The organism is Chryseolinea soli (assembly GCF_003589925.1).
Taxonomy (GTDB): domain Bacteria; phylum Bacteroidota; class Bacteroidia; order Cytophagales; family Cyclobacteriaceae; genus Chryseolinea; species Chryseolinea soli.
In genome coordinates, this window is sequence record NZ_CP032382.1 from 8,197,695 (window position 1) to 8,215,330 (window position 17,636).

At 47.4% G+C, this 17,636-nt stretch carries 15 protein-coding genes; 2 read left to right on the forward strand and 13 right to left on the reverse strand.

Annotation, left to right across the window (positions count from 1 at the left end; translation table 11 throughout):
- Positions 1 to 72: 72 nt before the first annotated feature.
- From D4L85_RS34115 to D4L85_RS34150, 8 genes are all read right to left on the reverse strand, one after another.
- Positions 73 to 2,337, reverse strand: coding sequence for a xanthine dehydrogenase family protein molybdopterin-binding subunit (locus D4L85_RS34115; RefSeq protein WP_119758563.1), 2,265 nt, complete (start codon positions 2,335 to 2,337; stop codon positions 73 to 75).
- A gap of 17 nt (positions 2,338 to 2,354) precedes the next feature.
- Positions 2,355 to 2,810 (reverse strand): (2Fe-2S)-binding protein, encoded by a 456-nt coding sequence (locus D4L85_RS34120; protein WP_119759053.1) that lies wholly within the window; start codon positions 2,808 to 2,810, stop codon positions 2,355 to 2,357.
- Positions 2,811 to 2,940: 130 nt separating this feature from the next.
- Positions 2,941 to 4,104 carry a cupin domain-containing protein gene (locus D4L85_RS34125; protein WP_119758564.1) on the reverse strand — a complete coding sequence of 388 codons (1,164 nt, stop codon included), beginning with the start codon at positions 4,102 to 4,104 and terminating at the stop codon, positions 2,941 to 2,943.
- Between the two features lie 70 nt (positions 4,105 to 4,174).
- Positions 4,175 to 5,053: an aldo/keto reductase gene (locus D4L85_RS34130; RefSeq protein ID WP_174236177.1), complete on the reverse strand. Its 879-nt coding sequence runs from the start codon at positions 5,051 to 5,053 to the stop codon at positions 4,175 to 4,177.
- A gap of 23 nt (positions 5,054 to 5,076) precedes the next feature.
- Positions 5,077 to 5,667 (reverse strand): flavodoxin family protein, encoded by a 591-nt coding sequence (locus D4L85_RS34135; RefSeq protein ID WP_119758565.1) that lies wholly within the window; start codon positions 5,665 to 5,667, stop codon positions 5,077 to 5,079.
- Positions 5,668 to 5,723: 56 nt separating this feature from the next.
- Positions 5,724 to 6,173: a nuclear transport factor 2 family protein gene (locus tag D4L85_RS34140; protein WP_119758566.1), complete on the reverse strand. Its 450-nt coding sequence runs from the start codon at positions 6,171 to 6,173 to the stop codon at positions 5,724 to 5,726.
- A gap of 36 nt (positions 6,174 to 6,209) precedes the next feature.
- Entirely contained in the window at positions 6,210 to 6,680 is a 471-nt protein-coding gene (locus D4L85_RS34145; protein WP_119758567.1) for a nuclear transport factor 2 family protein, read from the reverse strand.
- A gap of 42 nt (positions 6,681 to 6,722) precedes the next feature.
- Positions 6,723 to 7,706 carry an aldo/keto reductase gene (locus tag D4L85_RS34150; RefSeq protein ID WP_119758568.1) on the reverse strand — a complete coding sequence of 328 codons (984 nt, stop codon included), beginning with the start codon at positions 7,704 to 7,706 and terminating at the stop codon, positions 6,723 to 6,725.
- A gap of 156 nt (positions 7,707 to 7,862) precedes the next feature.
- Between D4L85_RS34150 and D4L85_RS34155 the strand changes: the two genes are divergently transcribed.
- Positions 7,863 to 8,759: a helix-turn-helix domain-containing protein gene (locus tag D4L85_RS34155; protein ID WP_119758569.1), complete on the forward strand. Its 897-nt coding sequence runs from the start codon at positions 7,863 to 7,865 to the stop codon at positions 8,757 to 8,759.
- A 14-nt stretch (positions 8,760 to 8,773) separates the two neighbouring features.
- Here D4L85_RS34155 and D4L85_RS34160 read toward each other — a convergent pair whose 3' ends face one another.
- The 5 genes from D4L85_RS34160 to D4L85_RS34180 all read right to left on the reverse strand — a co-directional run bounded on the left by D4L85_RS34160 (position 8,774) and on the right by D4L85_RS34180 (position 16,732).
- On the reverse strand, positions 8,774 to 10,057 hold the full coding sequence (locus tag D4L85_RS34160) for an MFS transporter (protein WP_119758570.1): 1,284 nt from the start codon (positions 10,055 to 10,057) through the stop codon (positions 8,774 to 8,776).
- Between the two features lie 303 nt (positions 10,058 to 10,360).
- A complete protein-coding gene (locus tag D4L85_RS34165; protein ID WP_119758571.1) occupies positions 10,361 to 11,176 on the reverse strand; it encodes a CPBP family intramembrane glutamic endopeptidase in 816 nt (271 codons plus the stop codon).
- A gap of 497 nt (positions 11,177 to 11,673) precedes the next feature.
- On the reverse strand, positions 11,674 to 13,311 hold the full coding sequence (locus D4L85_RS34170; protein ID WP_119758572.1) for a T9SS type A sorting domain-containing protein: 1,638 nt from the start codon (positions 13,309 to 13,311) through the stop codon (positions 11,674 to 11,676).
- 15 nt (positions 13,312 to 13,326) lie between these two features.
- Positions 13,327 to 15,576: a PKD domain-containing protein gene (locus tag D4L85_RS34175; RefSeq protein ID WP_119758573.1), complete on the reverse strand. Its 2,250-nt coding sequence runs from the start codon at positions 15,574 to 15,576 to the stop codon at positions 13,327 to 13,329.
- 28 nt (positions 15,577 to 15,604) lie between these two features.
- Complete coding sequence (locus D4L85_RS34180) at positions 15,605 to 16,732, reverse strand: tail fiber protein (RefSeq protein ID WP_160144198.1); 1,128 nt, start codon at positions 16,730 to 16,732, stop codon at positions 15,605 to 15,607.
- 514 nt (positions 16,733 to 17,246) lie between these two features.
- Here D4L85_RS34180 and D4L85_RS34185 point away from each other — a divergent pair.
- Positions 17,247 to 17,630 (forward strand): hypothetical protein, encoded by a 384-nt coding sequence (locus D4L85_RS34185; protein ID WP_160144199.1) that lies wholly within the window; start codon positions 17,247 to 17,249, stop codon positions 17,628 to 17,630.
- Positions 17,631 to 17,636 lie beyond the last annotated feature (6 nt).

Below are 17,636 nucleotides of genomic sequence, written 5' to 3' on the forward strand. Positions count from 1 at the left end.
CCTTTTAATGTGAAACATCAACAAGGTGGCGGCGGTGGTTTTGTTCAAAAAGATAGGTTGTGCATTTGGCAACTACATGCGCGATGGACTCACTGCGATGTATTTTGCAAAGGGCTGCTCATAGTAGCGCTTTTTGGTTGCCTTATACAGTGCATTGGCAACGGCTGCAAACACCGGCGGAAACAAAGGCTCGCCGAGCCCGGTAGGCTCTTCTTCATTTTTGACGAAGTGCACTTCAATCGCTTTGGGCGCTTCTTTCTGCCGGATCATCCGGTATTGATGAAAGTTGCTTTTCTCGGGCACACCGTTCTTAAAGGTGAGTTCACCGAATAAGGCATTTCCAATCCCGTCTACGATGCCACCTTCTGCCATGTTCGTCGCTGCGTCGGGATTTATCACGATGCCGCAATCCACGGCGGCATACACTTTTTCAAAAACCGGCGTATTGCCCTGCATCTTAAGATCGACCACTTCAGCCACATAGGTATTGTGACAGAAATATGCGGCGACACCACGATGTGCGTTCGGTTTTGATGCAGCAGGCCAATTCGATTTTTCACGAACCAGTTTTAGCACGCCAGCATACCGGTCGGGGTTATAGTCATTGTCTTTCCCGACGGGATTTGTTTTGGCGCGTTCCAGCAACTCCAGCCTGAACGCGATGGGATCTTTACCGGCGAGTTCTGCTACCTCATCCAGAAATGCTTGTTCTGCTCCGGCGATGAAATTCGAACGTGGCGCACGAAACGCACCGATCGTGATATTGGAATTTATTTCCCATCCTTCGGCAAGATAGTTGTCTACCGCTCCAGCCGGGAAGCGATTGGCATGCACGGCGTGTTCGGGAATTCCGCCGCCGCGAACCTGGAATGCGATTAAATTATTGTTTGCGTCCAGTCCAGCTTTATAGGTGGCGGTGTAGGTGGGGCGATAGATCCCATAGGTCATGTCGTCCTCGCGCGTATAGATCAGCTTCACGGGCGCGTTCATTTTCTGAGAAATTACTGCCGCCTCCACCATCTGGTGACAGTAGGCGCGCAATCCGAAACCTCCTCCCATCCGGGCCAGGCGAATGTGGATTTTGTCTTTTGGTATTCCCAGCCGGGCCACCAGGGTTTGCATGATGAATTCCGGCGCTTGCGTTGGTCCATAGAGCTCTGCCTTGTCCGCCGTGACGTGGGCAAAGCAGTTCACCGGCTCCATCGTATTGTGTGCGAGGTATGGGGCGTTATAGGTTCGCTCGATGACCTTAGCGGCTTTTTTAAAGGCTTCCTCCGGATCGCCATCTTTTCTAAGCACCTTGCCCGGCTTCTTCGACATCTCCACCATCTTTGCTTTCTGAGCGTCCGTACTTTCGAGACCCGCCGGTATCGTTACATTCTGCGCTTGACCACCCCAACCCTTAACCACAATGGTCTTCTCCGGGGCCTCGCTCCATTCAACCTTCAATGCCTTTTTTGCATTCATGACCTCCCAGGTGGTACTTCCAACGATGGCCACCATCTCCGTAAAGGTGGTCGTGTCGAAGGCGTTGCGTTGATAGTCATCTTTTAACGTATTCATCACAAATACGTTCTTAATGCCCGGCATGGATCGCACCGTCGTATCGTCTACTGATTTTATTGTCAACCCGACGGCTGGAGCATGAACGATCATGGCAACCAACATGCCCTCTTGTTTGTAGTCCATTCCAAACAACGGTTTACCGGTCACAATGGGTTTGCCGTCCACGTTCTTTCTTGAAGTGCCGACGATATTGAGTGCACCGATCTTTTTGAGCGGCACATCCTTGGGAACCGGCAGCGTTGCAGCTTTCGACGCCATTTCTCCATAGCCTGCTTTTTTGTTGCTGGCCTGGTGGTACAGCACGCCGGCCCCCGTCGTGATCTCTTCTGCGGGCACATTCCAGGTCTTAGCCGCCGCATCGATGAGCATTTTGCGCGCCGTAGCGCCTGCGGTCCGAAGGGGTTTCCACCCCAGGCGTATGCCCTGACTGCCGCCCGTGAATTGTCGCTGAAAACGTTCGGGATAAAAGTCGGCTTGCTCGACCGAAACATTGTTCCAGTCAACATCCAACTCGTCGGCAAGGATCATCGGCATCGACGTCTTCACGTTTGAACCGAATTCCGGATTGGGAGACATCAGCAAGACAGCCCCGTCGGCCGCGATCTTGATATAGCTGTTCAGTTCATAAAACTCAGAAGGCAAAGACAACGCCTCACCGTTCAAAGGTTTTCCCAGCAGCAGCGCGTTAAAGCTTAGCATCATTCCCCCGCCGGCAAGGACGGATACTTTTAGGAATGATCTCCGGTTTATTTTTGTGTTCATGGTGTTCATGCTTAAGGAGTGATGGACTACGATTTTGCAGCGGTCTTAATAGCGGCCTTGATGCGCAAATAGGTTCCGCATCGGCAGATGTTTCCATTCATGGCTGTCTCGATCTGCTCGTCGGTTGGGTTTGGAGTCTTTTTCAACAAGGCCACAGCAGACATGATCTGACCTGCCTGACAATACCCGCACTGCGGAACGTCATGCTCCAACCAGGCGGTCTGAACAGGATGGTCTCCATTTTCAGAAATACCCTCGATCGTCGTGATCGCCTTATTGGCAACACTCGACACGGGTAAAGAGCAAGATCGTACGGCATTGCCATCCATGAGCACGGTACAAGCACCACATTGTGCTATTCCGCAACCAAACTTGGTTCCGACCAGGTTGAGGTGATCGCGAAGCACCCAGAGGAGAGGAGTTTTCGGGTCAACATCCACTGCCTGCCGTTTGCCGTTAATGTTCAGGTTAATTGTTGCCATCGCTATCCATTTTGTTATGTTATAATTTAAGAAAATCTTTCCGTTAATTCTTTTTTTACCTCCGAACAACCTGCATAAATGGTCAGACTGCAGATGAAAAAAGATGAAAGCGGACGCTTGCGGTCTGCGGTTATTTCTTTTGGGTCAGCGCATACGCATTGTACTCTTCGTCAGTCACTTTTCTCAGCCACGTCACCCTGCCCTTTTCGGTGTTCTGAGTGATGGCAATGTGGGTAAGAAAGTGATCTGGCGTTGCGCCATGCCAATGCTCTACATTTGGGGGACATTTAATTACGTCGCCTTTCTTGATCAATTCAACAGGTTTACCTTTTATTTGGTGGTATCCCATGCCGTCGGTGACGAGCAGTATCTGACCGGCATAATGCGAATGCCAATTCGTGCGCGCACCGCGTTCAAAAGTTACGTTTCCAACCTGGGTTTGACTCAGCGAATCCGCCTCTACCATACTGTAAAGCCAGACCGTGCCAACCATATTGGGGTTCGGATTTTTTTGTCCCTTTGAAAAAATAGGTTTGTTATCTATCTCATCGGATGTTGAAGTTGTCGAGATCTTCGCTCCGGATATTTCGGCGAAAACCTTTCTTGCGGACTCCGCTTCAGTTTTTCCGACGAACTTCTCAAACAACGCCAAGAGCTCTACCAGCTGTCCTGCCGATATCCCTTGGCGAATGGCAATCTGCATGTGCGATTGGAGCATAGGTTCTACGCCTCCCAGGCTTGTCAAAGCGGACACGGTGGCCAGTTCACGTTCAGCATACGTTAGAATATCCCTTCCGAAAATGTCCGCAAACAAATGTTCCTTCAGGAATTTGTCGATCTCAGGACTGAATGCATTGTAGCCACTCAATTCGCCCTGCGGTCTGCCGGTTAACGCTTCCAGCGTTTTCCTTCCAACTTCATATTTGTCGACGTTGTTGGGAACTGGAGTCGCCTCTCTTCCTATGGCATCCTTGATACCTTTAGCCTTTCGTTCGTCCAAAACGGACATCAACGTATTGAGGCCGCGAATACTTCTTGGAAACCCAGCGTAAGCGTAAACATGAACGACAATTTCCTTGGTTTCACTCATCGTTAGGTTTGCATCCAGCGCCGAATGCAATGCTTCCTTTAGTTTTTCCAAATCTCCTTTTGCCGTAAAAGCTGCCACTAAAGCGATGGCTTGTTGCCGGTCCGAAAGTGATTGGCTGTTTTGTTTACTCTGCCCAATCAGAATGCAAGGCACGAGCAAGGAGAGAAAAACAAGAAAGGTTAAAGTGATCGGGCGTTGTCTCATACGAATTATCGATTTGCAGTTTAAGGGCAATTCTCAAATTAGGTTAAGGATACCGTGTCTTTTACATAGATCACAAATCGAGTTTTCTACTCGCAAGCCATTTGATGATGGCGGGGTCGCGATGATCGAAGAAGGCACTTTCTTTTTGATCTAGTGTTTGAATGGATCGCATGTCTTCGTCACTCAACCGGAAATCGAAAATATTGAAGTTTTCTTCGATTCTCTCTTTCCGAACCGACTTCGGAATGGCAACAATGCCCCGCTGCGTCAACCATCTCAACACGATCTGTGCAATGGACTTACTGTACTTCTTTCCGACAGACGCGAGCAATTCGTTTTTGAACAGATCATTTTTGCCTTCTGCGAATGGTCCCCACGACTCGTGCTGCACACCATTTTCCTGAAGAAACTTTTGAACTTCGATTTGCTGATGGAACGGGTGCGTCTCAATCTGATTGATCGCCGGAACGACATCGTTGAAGCAAATTATGTCCATCACCCTGTCAGGTTGGAAGTTACTCACACCAATCGCCCTTATTCGTCCCTCCTGATACAATTCCTCCATAGCCCTCCAGGATCCATGAACGTCACCGTAGGGCTGATGAATTAGATATAAATCGAGGTAGTCCATCTGAAGTTTTCTCAACGATTTCTCGAAAGCCCTCTTCGTTCCTTCATAACCGGCGTCCTGAACCCAAAGTTTTGTCGTGATAAACAGTTGGTCACGCGGTACACCGCTTTTTTTAATGGCTCTTCCCACAGCTTCCTCATTTTGATATGAGGCCGCTGTGTCAATAAGACGATAGCCTGTTTGAATAGCATCATACACGCCCCGCTCGCACTCGTTCAAATCTGTTACTTGAAACACTCCAAAACCTAAGAGGGGCATTTCTACACCATTATTTAGTTTAACGGTCTGCACCATTGTATTTTGATCTATTGCTTCCATATTCACTAATTGCTAAAAATTCTTCACTTTGCCAGATTGATCTTTTTCAACCACTTCTTTACTTCATCCCTCGCTTGCTTTTCCTTTTCTCCTTCCATTACAAAAAGGATTCCGTCTCTTTCAATACCACCTTTGATTGAAAAACCTTCCAATATTTTGCTCTTTGAACATAATTTCTTAACCGTGTCAAAAGCGCTCCCAACTCCGTAGCCCGCATGGTTGTTAAATGGTACAATGGTCTTTCCGCTTAGATCATATTGACTTAAAAAACTTTTCACCGGCGGCGGCAACTGCATTCCCCATGTCGGGAATCCGACAAACACAAAATCATACTGGCGAATGTCTTCGATCTTGGTTTTCAGTGGCGGCAGATACCCTGTTTCATTTTCCTTTGCTACCTGATCAACGATTGTTTTATAATCTTCGGGATAGGGTTTTACCAACTCGATGGCAACAAGACTCCCCCCGACATACTGCTGAATGATTTCCGCAATCGCTTTCGTATTGTTCGTGCGCGATAAATATGCGATGAGTATTCTGGGTTGTTTTTCATTTGCCTGGGATGAACAACACCATGAAATAAAAATAAGAAAAGTCGTCAGGTAGCTCCTCATCTAATTCTGATTATCACGCACGCTTAAACTTTATTCTTCAAAAGAAGGGTTGTAAATTAATTTTTCGGTGGCTCGGGAGTCAATAGTCTCGTGAACGATAATGAGCCTAACTTCCAGCCACTGTTCTCCTTCACATACACTTCTGTCACCATGAAAGGATTGGTCACCTCATTACCCCCCACAACGGCCAATAGCGTAATCCTGTTCAAAAGGATAGCCGTGTTGCCGATGATGTTTACGGAGGCCTCATGAACATCTGCTTTTTTATAATGGATGCCGCCACTCTTGATTACATTGAGTTCTTGCTCTTTTCCCCAAGATCCCCCCATGTGCACAAAGACCGATTTTTCATCGAAAAGATCTTTTAGTCTATCAACGTTTTTATCCGCCATCCAAAGCCATTTCTCTTTGGATAGTGTGATGATTTCCTGCTCTGTGCCGGAGTTTTGTGCGAAGGTTTGCGCACTTATAAAGACAAATAATAGTCCGTGAATTATTGTTTTCATTTTAAAATAAATTTACCTGCCCGTAATTCGAATTTATTAATGCTTAATGACATGCGTATCTCGTACGCTGCTAAAGGTTAAGGCGAGCAGCTTCCAAGCCTTACGCTGTTTTTTATAGACTTCGGTGACGGTAAACTCGGTCACTGCATCACTACCCCGGACGAGCGCCGTTAGTGTGATGCGGCTCCAGACGATTGCCGTGTCATCCACCAATTCCACAGCAACATCGTGAACATCGGCCTTCTTATACCAAATGCTTCCGGTTTTAATGATATCGAGTTCCTCGTCTTTTTTCCATGTTCCACTCATGTGAACAAATTTTGAATTGTCGTGAAAAAGCCCTGTAAGCTTGTCCACATTCTTGTCTGCCATCCATTGCCATTTTTCTTTGGAAAGATCGATGACTTGCTGTTCGGCGTCGGTATTATTTTTGACACCACCCTCTTGGGCGGATGATGACGGGATACTCAAGATCAAGAAAAAAAATCCAAGCATTGATACTTTCATAAAGTTGCCGATTGGTTATATATTATTATCTAATTTCTTCCTTCAACGACCAACCCGCGCCTGCAGCTGCTGTGGATAGCGGGCACCCTGAATCTCTACTTGCGAAAACATCTCTGCGATTTCGCTCAAATCGCCGGTGGTCAGTGTGAGTTGTTCAGCTTTCAGATTTTCTTCCAGGCGATGGATCTTGGTGGTGCCGGGGATTGGAACAATCCATGGTTTTTGAGCCAGCACCCAGGCCAGCGCGACTTGTGCAGGCGTTGCTCCTTTCTTTTTGGCAAACGCGCTGATCTTCTCCACCACGACCTGGTTCGCTTTCCGGTTCTCTTCCTCGAAGCGCGGCACGATGTTGCGAAAATCGGTCTTATCGAATTTTGTGTTTTCATTGATGGCTCCCGTAAGAAAGCCTTTCCCAAGCGGACTAAAGGGAACGAATCCAATTCCAAGTTCTTCCAGCGTCGGCAATATTTCCTGCTCAGGTTCTCTCCACCATAAAGAATACTCACTTTGAAGTGCAGCCACCGGCAGCACAGCATGCGCCTTCCGAATGCTTTGGGCGCCGGCTTCCGACAATCCAAAGTGTTTAACCTTTCCCGCGGCAATCAGTTCTTTGACCGTTCCCGCTACTTCTTCGATGGATACATTCGGATCGACACGGTGTTGATAGAACAAATCAATTCTATCTGTTTTCAGCCGCCTGAGTGCGGCATCTGCCACCGCTCTGATATTTTCCGGCCGGCTGTCTAATCCAACGGAGGGCAGTCCATCCTTAAAACCGAATTTGGTGGCCAGCACCACATGGTCCCGGAATGGGGCCACAGCTTCTCCGAGTATTTCTTCGTTCGTAAAAGGACCGTAGGCTTCGGCCGTATCAAAAAAATTCACGCCAAGTTCGTATGCCCTCCGGATCAACTGGATGGCATCTTGTTTATCGGTCGCCGGACCATAGCCAAAGCTAAGTCCCATACAGCCCAGGCCGATAGTGGACACTTCCAAGCCACTTTTTCCTAATTTTCTATACTTCATTGGTCTTTGTATTTATCAATGGTACAAAGGTGTTACCATTCCCCGGCCAGGGGCTTATACCAATTACAGGTTTACCTACCAATTTCACCGATTTCAGCCCCCTTATGGGGAAACAACCGCAGAACAGCCTAATTTTGAATACTGAAAGAAAGACTTATGGAAGAGATCTTGAAGTTTGATACGGTCGCCCAGTACAATGCTTTTAATAAAAATGAAACCCTGCACCCTTTGGTGAGTGTCGTTGATCTTTCAAAGGCAGCACCCCGACAGCTGAGGCGAATGTGCTATGGGTTTTACACGGTGTTTTTGAAGGAGATAAAATGCGGTGATCTTCGCTATGGCTGCAGCACCTATGACTATGAAGAGGGCACACTTGTTTTTCTCGCCCCGGGTCAAGCGATTGGTTCAACCGGCGAGGAATATTATCAACCACAGGGTCAGGCCTTGGTGTTTCATGCTGATCTTATCCACGGAACATCACTGGCGCGTCACATGAGCGATTACACGTTTTTTTCTTACGCTGTAAATGAGGCGCTTCATTTGTCCGATCGCGAGCGTCAAATCACACAAGATTGTTTTTCGAAAATTAAATTTGAACTCGAGCATGCGGTGGATAAACACAGCAAGAGACTGATTGTAACCAACATTGAATTATTTCTCAATTACTGCGTGCGGTTTTACGACCGTCAGTTCATCACCCGCGATCATGTGCACAAGGGTGTGCTGGAAAGATTTGAAGCGTTGCTTGATAATTTCTTTTTATCCGAGAAACCACAAACCGATGGACTGCCCTCGGTTGCCTATTGCGCCAGCGAACTCAACTTATCGGCAAATTATTTTGGAGACCTGATCAAAAAAGAGACGGGCAAATCAGCCCACGAGTTCATCCAACTTAAATTGATTACCGTAGCCAAGGAAAGGATGTTCGATGCTTCTAAATCGGTTAGTGAAGTTGCCTATGCATTGGGATTCAAATATCCGCAGCATTTTACCAGAGTATTCAAACAATATGTAGGCATGACGCCGCTCGAATATAGAAGTTCGTTGAATTGACGCCTCTTGAAAAGCTATTGATGTTCACGTTTCATCAAAGAACGTGATGCCAGCAGTGCCAATATGCTGAGGGCCGCTCCCAACGACAAATAATACCCTACATAAGGAAGTCCATAACTTGTGGCCAGCGTGGTGGCCAAGTAGGGTGTGAGCGATGCGCCTAAGATACCGGCCAATGTGAAGCTTAATGACGCACCGGTGTAGCGAATTTCGGCCGGAAAAATCTCCGCTAACGCCGTCCCTACCGGGCCATAGTTCAACCCCATCAACAGCATGCCGGTCGATTGGAACACCACGGTAACGATCAGGCTACCGGTGCTAAAGAATGGCGCCAGAAACAAACCAAAGATGAAAATGCCGATGCTCGATACCAAGAGCATATTGTTTCTGCCCTTGCGATCGGCAATCACCGCCGACAACGGAATGCCCAACGCAAAAAACAGCATGGAAATCATTTGTGCAATCAAAAAGCTTTCTCTCGGATAATGCAGCGCCGAGGTTCCCCAGCTCAGTGTGAAAACCGTCATGATATAAAACAGCAAGAACGTGGTGATTACCGCTGCTGTACCCAGGAAGATGACTTTGGTATGTTTAGCAAAGACCGCAACGACCGGTACTTTCACGCGCGCCTGATTGTTCATGACCTTTAGAAAGTCGGGCGTCTCCGTGATCCGGAGGCGGATGTAAAGGCCAACCCAAACCAACAGTGCACTGGCGATGAAGGGAATCCGCCAGCCATACGCTAAGAACTGTTCGTCACGCATCGTTTTGCTGAGGATAAAAAAGGTAGCGCTGGACAATAAGAAGCCGATCGGCGCACCGAGCTGTGGGAACATGCCATACCAGGCTTTTTTATGCTTCGGTGCATTCTCGGTGGCCAGTAACACGGCACCTCCCCATTCACCACCAAGCCCCAGGCCTTGACCAAAACGAAATATCGCCAACAAGATGGGCGCGACAATGCCAATGGTATGGTAGGATGGCAAAAGGCCGATGGCTACTGTGGATGGGCCCATCGTCATCAAAGCAGCTACCAATGTGGCTTTCCGTCCCTTGCGGTCTCCAAAGTGTCCGAAGAGCGCAGCGCCTAATGGCCTGGCGAAAAAGGCCAACGCAAATGTTGCCAGCGATGCCAGGGTTGCCGCAACGGGATCACCGGCCGGGAAGAACAGCTTTGGGAAAACCAACACGGCGGCGGTGGCATAAATATAAAAATCAAAAAATTCAATGGTGGTTCCAATCAGGCTGGCGGCCAGTATGCGGGTTACGGGATTGGCTGCGCTTTGGGTTTGGGTCATAGGGACAATGTGGTGTAAAAGTTACTTGCAAGATCACATTTTTAGCGAATAATTTTAAGCCGAACAGGAATGAAATCCGAAGAGGGTTTCCCACATTCTAATTCGGGCAAAGGGAAATGACGATCGCCTTACCAGTTTCTAACAGGCACCATTTTGTGATCGGCCTAACGAACGATGTATGCGCCGGCTGACCATTGCGCTGGGACAATCGTTCCTTTGTCTGAAATCGTCTTACATGATAGCACACAAAAAAAGCGAAAGGTCTCCGGTCGCGATATTGACTTCGGAGATTGATTGAAATCTTCAGGGACGCTCACTCCCCTCCCATAAAGGGCTGAGCGATCTGCCCGGGTTGTTGGGCTGGTAGAGGATCGCAGCAGCTATGCCTATTCCCATCGCAATCGCATAGCCCGTCCATCCGGTCACATCCACCCAGTCTTCCTGTCCGGGGGCGATCCTTCCCAGGACGATCCCGGGTTCCGGTTTGAGACCCATTACCCATTGACCAAAATTCCATGCTGCATGAACACCCATCGGGTATGCGATACCTTTCGTTTTGATGGCCAGAATTCCAAACAATATGCCCCCGAGTCCTGGACCGATGGCTGCCGCCCAGAAAGACATCCCTCCGACCACATGTTCAAGAATGAAGATAAAGGTCACCAGGGAAATGGCGAGAAGAAACCCACAACGTTTATTCAAGCTGAACAGCGGGAACGCCCGGAATGCCAGCTCCTCCCTCGCAGCTATCAAAATGTATAATAGGAGGAACGAGAAAATACCGTTCAGGCCGACGTGATCATTCCAGCGTACCTGGTATCCACCACTAACATAGACGATGCCCCACTGGATGATCGGCAACAGCAGTCCAAGGGTGAATGCCACGAGAAATTTCTTTAACGTGTCCCGACTTGGAGCGACACCGATCTCCTGCAACGACAAACCCGTCCATCGGGAAAATAGTAAAGTGATGATACAAGTCATTACAATACTACCACCCAACATGACGTGTGATGACCAGCTTGACGGAAGCGGCTTCGCGGCATACGAACAAAAAGCAAAGATCATGGCAGAAAGCAAACAGAACAGTACAACCTGCAGGATGGTGCGTGTCTTCATGGTCTCAATATAAGTGCGCTTTATCAATCGGGGAAAGTGAACCGTAAGGGATAAGTGCTCCCTGGCCAGGTATCAAAGTAAATGCTTTTTCCGGAGCTTATCACCTACCGGTGTATGACGGTGCGTCGCCGTAAATGTTACTCGCAAGCGCACACTTTTAACGAATAATTTTAAGCAGAACAGGGATGAAATCCGCTGGGACTGGGGAGATGACTTATCGCCACACAGCTTTTATGTTGCATCTCCATGGTCGGCGTAACGAACAATGTACAGGGCGGAAATCTCCAATAGCACTTGATCTGAAAATTAACCCAACGGTGAGGCGAAAGAGCTAATCGCTCAAATCCAATAATACAGTCTATTGCAACCCATTTACCCTAACAAAATCATTAAAGGGGAGCAGGTTTTACAACGAGGGATAGTGTTTCCTACAAGCCAGCCAACGTAATAAGACATACGAACGGGCGGTTAAAATGGAGGGGAAAGATTGTCGCTTCCTATTGCTTTTCGATGACCAGCCGGGCATCCGAAACCTGATGTTCGGCCTGGACCTTAAGCAAGTATAAACCGGGCTTAAATCCCTTGAGGTTGATTTGAATCTGGTTTAACCCGTCAATACGTTGTTCATACAGAACCTTCCCTGACAGATCAAAGATCTTGAGCTCATCCATTTTCTTTTCAGAACCGACGATTACGTGATGAGAGGCAGGGTTAGGGTAAAGGGCAATTTTAGCCGTCTCCCGTTTCCCGGGCGCAGCTTTGTCATTGACGTTCACCGGGAGCACTCCCAGGAATGCGTCAGACGCTCCGGCAGAATGGAAGGTAGTGTTTCCAAAGTTCATCTGTCCGACAAATAATCCAGCCACGCATAGGCCCTTTTGGGTTATTGCTAAACCATTTAGCTGGTCCTGTTCAATCCCTCCAAAGGATTCGTTCCAAAGATATCGTCCATCGGTCGAGAAGGAAGCTATAAAGACATCATCACCGCCCGTTGATGCCAGTATCGAATTATTCCATGTCAGAAATGAATTGAACGTTCCTGCCACGAGAAACTGACCGTCGCGCGCTTGGACAATCCTTTTTACTTTGTCCCTGCCTGGGCCACCCCAGGTCTGGATGTGGACAGTTTCTCCTGACACGCTGAGAAGCGTCATATAGGCATCCAGATTTCCGTTTGACATGTACTTCAGATTATTGTGCTGAAGCCTCTCATTAAAGTTACCAACGACGGCGATACCGTCTTTTGATGCCACTACATCTTCCACGGAAATGGATTTGCTATCGCCGATTTTTTTCGACCAGATCAACTCGCCGCTCAGGTTATATTTATTGACAAACACGGCCTGATCATTTGTCTGAAGCTCTGTTCCTTCAAAACGTATGGAGCCTTCGAAGTTTCCGCTGGTGATACAGTAGTTCTCATGGCAGGCCACTGCATTCCCCTGTCCTTTTGATGCGCCCGAAGAGCTTTTCAGCCATACTAAATTTCCTAACGGATCATATTTAACGAGGAACATCTCCGTCGAATTAGTTGAGGTAATCATTTGCCCCTCAAAAACGGCGGTACTTTGAAAAGACCCGGTCACGTATATGTTTCCGTATGTATCAATCGCCAACGAGCGGGCCAGGTCTTCATGTTCACCTCCACCATGACGCACCCATTGCAATGCACCGTCGAGGGAATATTTAGCAAGAAAGACATCCGCACCACCATTAGATTGTATTTCAGTCTGTCCAAACCTGGCGCTTGATAGAAATCGTCCGGTAACATAGATGTAACCGTCGTAGAATGCAATGTCCGACCCATATTCAGATAATGAATACGTCTGCTTCGCGTCGCTGCCGGCATTTTGAAGCCATACCAATTCCCCTTGAGCATCGTATTTAGCAAGGAAAATATCGGTATCGCCGTTTGCTGTCAGTCGATGGTCGCTGCTGAAATCAGACGCCTCCTGGAAGCCCCCGGTGACATAGACATTGCCGGAAGAATCCGTTGTGATCGCGTAAGCCTGATCCATCAGCTTACCCCCTGCCGATTTGAACCACGCGCCCCTTTTGTCAATCTGCGCTTGCGAGGTGACCGCACAGATCATTGCACAAGCAATTAGAAATCCGATTTTATGTATTTTGTGCATCGAGTTTGGTCCATTTTATTTGCTGATAAAGTAAAGGGCGTCACATGACGGAACGCCTGAAAAGGAAATTCTGCTGCCGGATTTGACTTTAACGTCCGGTTTCAATGTTATTCTGATTCCCCGGTACCTGACTGCGGCGCCCAGATTAAAAGTAACGGATCCCACATCGATTAAGCCTTTATCGACGGAATCATGCAAACCAGTGATTGTCTGATTTGTTACGGGATAGGGGTATAGCGTACAGAAAGAGTCATAGTTGTAGAAGTCAACCCTATCCAGCGCTCTGAATCCACAAGCCGTCTCGTAATTCGATGTGACGGTGGGTAGAATCTCATCCACAAGGTTTATCTTGTAAGTAGCGTCCATGCTCGTCCAGGCACCGTTGAGTTTTTTATAGATGTATCGCCGGGTCACACTATTTGCATTGGTAAGAACTACTTTGATGGCGATGTAATTTTCCGAAATCGCTACATTATCAGGAGGAAGACAGATCCACGTGTTCGGGGACACATCGGAATCCTTCAGTAGACCTAGCGCAGCGGAGTACGTGGTCGTTACGGCCGGCCAACCTGAACCGGGTTTTTGATAGACCTTCGCCAGTACACTAGAAGTCTTAAAGTCCGGACAGTCTGGTGATCTGGCCGTCACTACTACGGTATTTCCCGCATATGCGAAATCGTCCGCAGCAGGATCGATGCTTTCTATATTGATGACTTTCTTAGAAGAAAAATTCCAGACACCGTTGACCTTTTCAAATATAAAGATCTGAGATCCCACCTTAGTGACAATGGCATTATCATCAATAAAGATTTTTTGAGAATTCTCAGTCGCATTTGTCTGTATGGCCGTTTTAGTCACACTAATGTTGCCTTCCCAGGAAGCGGTGGTTTTATACAAGTAATAGAGATAAAGCACAGCACCTTCTCTTTGAACCACTACAATTTCATTTCCTTTAATATCGAAATGAGGTTTGTCATCAGATAGTGAAAGGAGTTTGCTCGGGTTTTTACTCCACCAATCAATCTGAGTGCCCGTCCCTGTGCTTGTGGTCGGCGAATTATCAATCTCAAAAACATGATATCCATACTTGGAATGAAAAGCATCGGGTAGGCTTTGGACCAGCGCAACGTCATTATCTGCTTTCACCTGCGATAAGCCGACGTACTGCCCCACAAAATCACGTTCTGCAACCCATCTGCCTGTTGGCGCCCAGGATGCGGGATCATTGGGGTTTAGTTTTCTATAAAGACATACAAAGCCGAGGGTTCGAATGCCGGCAAACGTATTATCGGTCAAGTCATAGTCTATCATTCCAGATGAAGAAGAATTATCCGTGTAAATGGGCTCAGGTTCTGGCATGTCCTTTACCTCGATTAAGTGGTCAACGTAAACACTCTCGTTGCCAGGACCAATCTCGCCTGCCACAGTCGTTGTGGTGGTCCCAATCCTCAACCTTACCTTGAAAAGGCCAGTACGATCGAATTTGTGAGACACATTCTCTTTATAGCTGTAATAGTAGTAGATGTCATTATTCTGAACAATACCTTCATCCATCAGGCTGCTGGGCTGTTCATACGCCCATGCCCACCACTTGATGTCCTCTGGAGGGGTGCTGGTATCTCTGAATATAACTGTTTCATTCTTGCTGATTTGCCACCGGTTGGATACAAATTCCGGTTTCAGGTTATTCTCGGGCATCGTTACCGTTACCTGTTTCGTAGCGCATAGGCTATGGCCGCAAGCGTCGATAGTACAAAGCTGAACAGAATAGGTACCGGGGGTGTCATAGATAAAGCTGGGAGCTGAACTCGACGATTGCTCACCACTCGCCTTACCAGAAGTCCATGAGTACGTCCTCGGCGTACCGAAGCACTCGTAAACTGTAATATCCTTGAAATATATGGGGCTCCCCACATAGGTGGGTTGGGTCCATGAAAAGTCCGCAACGTATCCGACCCAAATCTCCTTCTCAATCGTTCGTTGGGTCGTTCCCCAATTCACTGTAAGGGTTACAGTATAAGGACCAACCTGCGCATAGAGGTGCGTTGGGTTCTGACTAGTTGATGCAGACGTGCCATCACCAAAAGTCCAATGCCATCCAGTAGGAAACGCTGGACCCGACAGATCATCGAATTTCATCATGAGCTGCTGATACGCATCCCGGCTATATTGGAAATTTGCATTATACATTGGGTCACCAATAGATTTTCCATAAAAGCAAAGACTGAGCATGACGATGCACACCAAAACAAATCTCTTTTTCATCTAAAATTTGCTTAATTAATTTCGACGCCTATTTCTTAATGAAGGACTCCAGTTCTGAGATCCGCTTATTTTGCTCCTGGATCATCTTTTCCTGCTGAATCAAATGAAGCGTCATCTCTTCAATCTTCTTGAGCAACAACAGGTTCATCTCCATAACCTTGATACCATTTTTCTCCAGTTGGCTAGCGGAAGGGATTTCAGGCAGGTGCTTGTTGTCCTTTATATATTGCTCAGTCTCTGCCAAAGTGGGTAACGCATAGGTTTGTTCGAAAACATAGTCCGGAGCAACAGCTCCGCTGAGGTCAACGAGCACTTCCTGCGCATGAATCGTACCCCTCACGGCGAGCTTCGCGTCAATGTCTCCCGGCTTGGAGACTCCAATGCCTACATTGCCTGAGTAGAAAGAAAGCACTGGATAATCCGCGCCGTTAAACCGTTGTACGATTCTCTCTGAAATGCCGCTAGTATTGTCCCAATAGGCTTGAACCCTTAAATTATGGGATGGATTCCCTACACTCCATTGCTGAACATCGTAGACTCCGGGTGCGGGCAAGTCAAAATTGACGTCTAATCTTGCCGCCGGTGCTCCTGGAGTGCCAATGCCAACATTTCCGGAATAGAAGTAAAGCAACGGATAGTCTGTATTGTTGAAACGTTGCACAAACTTATGAGCAATGCCATTGTTGTTCCATACGGCCTGGAGTCTCATCGTGTAGGCTGTATTACCCACGCTCCATTGCTGAATATCATGCGTCCCTTGACCCGGTAGATTGTAATTTACCTCGAATCTCGCGGCAGCGGTTGAAGTCCCGATCCCGACCTTGCCCGAAAAAAAGGAAAGAACGGGATAGTCCGTTCCTGCAGATCTTTGTATGAATTCCTGCGTGATGCCGTAAGTGTTGCTCCATGTGTTTCGCAGCTTCAGACTATAGCCAGGATTGTCGGTGCTCCAATATTGTGATTCGTATGTCCCAAGGCTTGGCAGAGGTGTGTACACATCAAGTGTGCCCTTGGCCGTCTGCGTACCAATCGCCACTTTATCAGTAGGGTTCAGTAAATAGGTGGTCAAAGTCGAAGTCGATCGCGTCCACTGACCCGATGCCAATGATACCGACAGACAAAAAAACGCCGTCGCAAGTAAACGTAGTGCTTTCATTGAGATAATTTAATAAGGGGATTGTCATTGATATTGGACGCGTAGATGCCCAGAATGAAACGTGTATGCTAATCAATCTTATCTGGGAGACTACGCAAGCAAAAATAGTGTTTGTAACGAATAATTTATCGGCAACATCAAAACAGAATTCAGGGATAATTTTTAAATATTGACGATATCTCCTTGGGAAGCGGAACTTTTTTGTAACTGTTTCTGCCACAACTTCACAACGCGTTGCTGTTAAATCTCCATTGAACAAATTTAAGTGACAACTTATATATTGACAGCAAAGACAACGATTGATCTTTAACTTACTAAAGTTGATATTTTTTTAGTACATTCGGAGACAGGGCAAAGCGGGTTGATTTTGCTTTCATCGGAACGTTAGGCCGGCAATTGCCTGCCGGCATTGAGCCAATTTCTTCGTCTCGATTCCAGACGAAACGTCTAAACACATTTCTTGGTCGATTTGAATCGGTAGCCTTAAATATAGATCACTCAAGTTAACTCAATTATGAAACGAAGAGACTTTGTCCTTTCCGCTATAGGCGGCATTGGTTTCATTTCGATTCCAACAGCCTACTACTGCATGAGGGATGTCGAGTCCGGCAACCCGTTGAGCCAGCCTAGATCCCTTTCGCTTATTTGGGATGCAAAAGCCATTCGCGAGATCGGAAACCAGTATCGCGTGTTTGTGCCAGAAGAAGAAAGCGCACAGTCGCTGATCAACTTGTTGCGTGCCGGATCGTCTGGCACCGAAGCGTCGATAGTTTCCCAATTGAACGAAACTATCACGCATGATTTTGAAACGGGAAACACGATCCTGATTGACGGATGGATCCTTTCCGTAACAGAAGTCCGTCAGTGCGCACTTGCCTCGGCGACGTTACAACCTTAAATAAAC